Origin of the sequence: Chitinophaga sp. (genome assembly GCF_035564935.1) — a bacterium.
GTDB lineage: Bacteria > Bacteroidota > Bacteroidia > Chitinophagales > Chitinophagaceae > Chitinophaga.
Window position 1 is genome coordinate 1 of record NZ_DATMTE010000711.1, and the last position, 5159, is coordinate 5159.

Sequence of the window (5159 nt, forward strand, 5' to 3'; positions counted from 1 at the left end):
GCAAGAAAGCTCAGCCACCGGGAACCAAACCATTGATGGTATTCACCGCTTAAACAAAAGCTCGCCATACTAAGCAGGAAGATCAGCGCCGCCAGGAAACGGTTAGCGCGCCTTTTCCTCGTAGAAAAGAAAAGCAGGCCGCTTACAATGAAGCCCTGTACAACACCCAGTAAAATAATAGTTTGGAATAACCGTTCCATAATGCCAAAATAAGATAAAATCTTTTGCTGTCAGCTACCAGGCATTGCTAGAAAAATTTTTCTACCGTGAGACCATAAGTCATCAGCAGGTTTTCACGCTCGGTACGGTTTAATTTGTTATAGGTCATGGCAGCTGTGATGGCGAGCCAGGACCGCAGCTTTACAGCGAGGGTGTTATTGCATTTTATGATATAGTCGTTGCCGTGAGACAGGGAGTTCTGCAAATAATTGGATCCTTCCAGTACAATGATGTCTTTGATCACCCATTTATAATATACCCGGAATGAATTTCTGAAGGTTTGATACACATCCGGGATGGTGTCGTGCAGAAACAGGTCGCTGTTTTCAAAGAGGATCCCTTCGCTGAGGTTGAGGGTGGCATTTTCCCGCTTGATCACGTCGTAAGCAGCGCCGCCGCCTCCCTGGAAACGGTCGTTGATCTTCAGGGAATAACTTTTATCATAATTGGCAAGCCCCCAGAAGTATATTTTCTTTTCTCCCCGGTAAATATTAAAGTCGAGGGCAGTAGATATATCGTTGTTGGTAATGTTATGATCCTGCTTCCCGTATACGTAACTGGCGCCCATATTCAGCGTCACTCTCTTTTTACTGATCTTGAAGCCCATGTTATTATTAAGCAGGAAGGAATTACCATCGTTGGTCATATTCACAGAGCCTGTAGATGCATACTTAATATAATAATGCACCGAGTCGCTGAACTGTGCGCTTACACTCAAACCATACAATAATACCATCCATAGTAAAACTAATCTCTTCATATCCGGGTGCTTAGATGTTATATAATGCGATTCGGGCGCCGCAATTAACGTGCCTGAACATTCTGTGAGGAATGTTATAAAAAATAAAGTTTTTTAGAGATCTTAGCCTATTGTACGGCCGGAGCCTTTTTTCCGTGCCATATATTTTGCTGAAACCACGTAAACACGATACGATATGTCATCAAGAAGAAACTTCCTGCTTCAAACCGCGCTGGGTATGGCTGCCACCACTATGGCGCCCTTTACCGTTGCCGCCGCTGCCGGCAGCCGGGTAAAGAAAACAGCGCTGCCCATTGGTATGGCGGGCTATACCTTTGCCAAATTTGATCTTGACCAGGCCATCGCCATGATGAACCGGGTGAACATCAAAAACATCTCTGTAAAAGATATTCATCTCCCTTTAAACAGTTCCCCGGAAAAAATAAAGGAAGTACTGGGTAAATTTTCCGCAGCAGGTATTCACGTATATGCGGTAGGCGTTATATACATGAAAACAGAGAAAGCGGTAGATGAAGCATTTGATTATGCGAAACGTGTAGGCGTTCCGTTAATTGTAGGCGTACCTAACCCGGAACTGCTGGATTATACGGAAAAGAAGATCAAAGAATATAATATCCGCCTGGCGGTGCATAACCATGGTCCGGAAGACAAGCTCTATCCCGGCCCTAAAAATGCATACGATCTTATTAAAAACCGGGATGAACGCCTGGGGCTGTGCCTGGATATAGGCCATGCCGCCCGCGCCGGCGAGGAACCGTCCAAAGCAGTGCTGGCGTATAAAAACAGGATCTTTGACCTGCATATCAAAGATATTTCCGCTGCGCAGAAAGATGGTAAAGCCATTGAACTGGGCATGGGCGCTATTGATTTCAAAAAACTGGTAACAGCGTTGGAAAAGATCAATTATGCCGGGGTATGCAGCCTGGAGTTTGAAAAAGATATGAGCGATCCGTTGCCGGGTATTGCCGAATCTGCCGGTTTTTTCAGGGGCGTGATCAATACAGTTAACAGCTGATAATTATTACCGGCGCAGCTTACAGCAGGCTATGGAATACGCAGCTGGCTGCCAACGGCTGGAAGATTGCGTAATCCGGGATTTGGTATTAGCTTAGCGTGCAAAGATCCCTTGCATGAAAATTAAGATCATCAGAAAATTCCTGGAATACGTTTACAATAATTATGTGGGCAATTTCTTAGGATTTGTTATCGGGATGGCATCCACCCGCCTTGTTTCCCATTACTTTACCACCCGCAGCATCAGGAACCTTTGGGGGCTTACTGCGCATAAAACCGTGGTCGACAAACATACCTACAATACTATGGAATGGGGTATTTCCATTGTGATCGGTTTTATTGTGTTTGAAATAGTTTCCAAGTGGCTGAAGAAAAAGCTGCATATGATGATGCCCAAAAACAAGTACACACAATGGCTGATGGAAACCGAAGAGCCGGCGCCTGCCGCCAATACAAGGGCATCAAATAATAATACCACTACCGCCGTATAGCTTACTGTTTTACAAAAAGGCCGGCAGGCATCATTGCTTGTCCGGCCTTTTTATTTAGAATTTGAAGGTTACGCTTGCCAGGAAACTGACAGGCTTCTGCGGTATACCATTGGTATCCCAGTATTTTTGATCCAAGAGATTATTGCCTTTCAGTGCCAGCCGGTATTTAGGCTGATCATAAAATACGGAAGCACTGAGCAGGGTATATCCCGGCAAAAGAAATGTATTGGTGGATTCAAACCAGGAGTCGCCAACATAGTTTCCGCCGGCGCCAAAGCCCAGCCCTCTCGCCTTTCCACGGGGCATGTGATAGCTTATCCAGATATTGGCCACTTCTTTCGGACTGCCCACGATCAGCTTGCCCTGCAGCGCAGGCGACGCTTTCGTATACCTGTTCCCGTTATGGGCATATCCGGCCACAATGTTCAGACCTGTTACCGGGTTTGCGGTCAGCTCCACTTCATATCCCTTGCTGCGTTGGGTGCCGTCCTGGAATACAAACGTTTTGCCGTCCACGATCTCTGTCCGGGTTACATTGGTCACATCAATGTTATAATAACTGGCGGAGCCGCTTAATTTATTGTCGAGTAACTCCACTTTTACGCCGCCTTCCCACTGGTTGCCTTGCTGGGGCTTCATGTTCAGGATAGTGTTATCAGGCTGCACAAGTGGCGCCAGGTTTACAAAACCATTCATATAGTTGGCAAACAAAGACACTTTATCTTTCCATACCTGGTATACGATACCCAGCTTGGGCGACAGGGAGTTCTGGGAATAATCACCGGCGTATTTACCGGTAGCGACCGTGTAGGTGCCATCCGTGGTAAAGCGGTCGGCACGCAGGCTCAGCATGGCCATCAGCGCCGGGGTGATGTTCAGCACATCGGATGCGTACACGCTGTAGCTCTTCGACCTGGTACGGGTTGCTGAAAATCCTTTCTGGTAGGATAAAGCATCAATCAGGTCGGCGTTCAGTTCTTTTACCGGTTGATTGATATTCACCTCATCGTAGTTTACGGTAACGCGGTTCAGGCTATTGTAGTTGTTGTTATAATCGATCCCGATCACTAACCGGTTCCGCAACGATCCTATCCTGAAATCGCCTACAAAATTCTGCTGTAGCTGGATATTACCAAATGTTTCAGGCTTCTGATTCCTGACGCTGCGCGCCATGGTGGAATCCGTGAGCAGGGTCATGTTGGTCCAGTAAAAGTGTTTATAAAAGCCTTCAGAAAACAGGTAATTGGTTTCGGAGGTCCAGGCATCGGATATTTTATAGGTGATCCTGCCCTGTATATTATTGATCCCATTGCTGATATCAGCGCCGTTATTGATGTACGACCGTTTGTACCCGATGTTGAGATCTTTAAAGCTCCTGGCCTTCACATTCTTAAAATCGTTTACCGCATAGGTACCGGTAGCGAAGTTGCCCCTGGTAATATCTACGTCCACCAGGAAATTCAGCCGGTCGTTCACCTGGTAAGAGAAGCTGGGAGCAATGGTATAATTTTTTGCATATCCCTGGTCCTGGAAAGAGCCTTCCGTTTGCCCGGCGGCATTGAGCCGGAACAGCAGGGTGTGTTCATCATTCAGTGGGGCGTTCACATCTGCGGTAAAACGCGCAAACTCAAAGCTGCCACCGGTAAAGCTCACATTTCCGCCAAAATCATCGTATGGTTTTTTAGTCACATAGTTATAAAGGCCCCCGAAAGTGATGTTACGGTTGCTGCCAAACAGTGTGCCTGAAGGTCCCTTTATTACTTCTATGCGTTCCAGGATAACCGGGTTCAAAGGCACAATGGCACTGGTCACCATACCATTTCGCATACCCGTAGCGTTGGAGAAACCACGTATAGTCATGCCCTGGGAGCCGCCTACGGCGAAATTGGGCACTGCGCCGGGGATATTCCTGTAAATATCGGTACGCTCAGTGATCAGTTGTTCCTGCATTAGGGCTTTACCCACGGTTTGGTATACCTGCGGGTTTTCCAGGTTTTTCAGGGGAAGCCTTGCCACCTGGTCGGTAGTTTTATCGGTAAACCTGTTACGGTTGCTGTTCACAACAATTTCCCGCAGTTGTGTGTCCGACAACTCCAGCCGGAGCGATACGTTGGTGGTCTCGCCCTTCTCTACGCTTACATTTTGTGTAAGCGTTTGGTAACCGATCAATGAAATTTCTAACTGGTAATCACCGGCAGGTACCCGGTGAATGGTGAAAACGCCATCTTCCCCGGTAATGGCAGATCTTGACGTTCCCTTTATCACCACAGTTACCGAGGCGGCGATCTGATTATCGCTGGTGGTTATTATTCCTTTAATAGTACCGGCATCTGTTTCTGAATTGGAGAAGGCATATAGCGGCAGTAATAAGATCAGGCAGTACAGCAGTTTCTTCATGGTTGGATGCAAAAATTTTGCGCAAATTAGCAAGGAGAAAACCACATCCTTTTAATATTCCGGAAAAGTATTTATCTGAAAAGGAAATATTTAAACATGGAGGATTTATAACGCTTCCCGGGCAGGCCTTTTGCTTGCCGTAGTTATAACAGCAATGGCCTGCCAGCAGCAGGTGATGCCGATGGTATCCGGTACAAGCACGCACTTGAATTGTTCCGTGCCAAAGGCGGCGGAAAAATGGGAGATATACTCGGGCTGCCACAGTCGCGTTTAGTCAT

The 5159-nt window shown here is 46.9% G+C and carries 5 protein-coding genes; 2 read left to right on the forward strand and 3 right to left on the reverse strand.

Features of this window, described 5'->3' with window-relative positions; all coding sequences use genetic code 11:
• The coding region (locus tag VN105_RS18360; protein ID WP_325642984.1) for a hypothetical protein at positions 1-200 on the reverse strand (200 nt) is incomplete at its 3' end.
• A gap of 47 nt (positions 201-247) precedes the next feature.
• Positions 248-979 carry a DUF481 domain-containing protein gene (locus tag VN105_RS18365; RefSeq protein ID WP_325642985.1) on the reverse strand — a complete coding sequence of 244 codons (732 nt, stop codon included), beginning with the start codon at positions 977-979 and terminating at the stop codon, positions 248-250.
• Positions 980-1154: 175 nt separating this feature from the next.
• Here VN105_RS18365 and VN105_RS18370 point away from each other — a divergent pair, with 175 nt between their 5' ends.
• Positions 1155-1994, forward strand: coding sequence for a sugar phosphate isomerase/epimerase family protein (locus VN105_RS18370; protein ID WP_325642986.1), 840 nt, complete (start codon positions 1155-1157; stop codon positions 1992-1994).
• A gap of 115 nt (positions 1995-2109) precedes the next feature.
• Positions 2110-2484 carry a hypothetical protein gene (locus VN105_RS18375; RefSeq protein ID WP_325642987.1) on the forward strand — a complete coding sequence of 125 codons (375 nt, stop codon included), beginning with the start codon at positions 2110-2112 and terminating at the stop codon, positions 2482-2484.
• Positions 2485-2538: 54 nt separating this feature from the next.
• Here VN105_RS18375 and VN105_RS18380 read toward each other — a convergent pair whose 3' ends face one another.
• Complete coding sequence (locus VN105_RS18380) at positions 2539-4881, reverse strand: TonB-dependent receptor (RefSeq protein ID WP_325642988.1); 2343 nt, start codon at positions 4879-4881, stop codon at positions 2539-2541.
• Between the last annotated feature and the right edge of the window lie 278 nt (positions 4882-5159).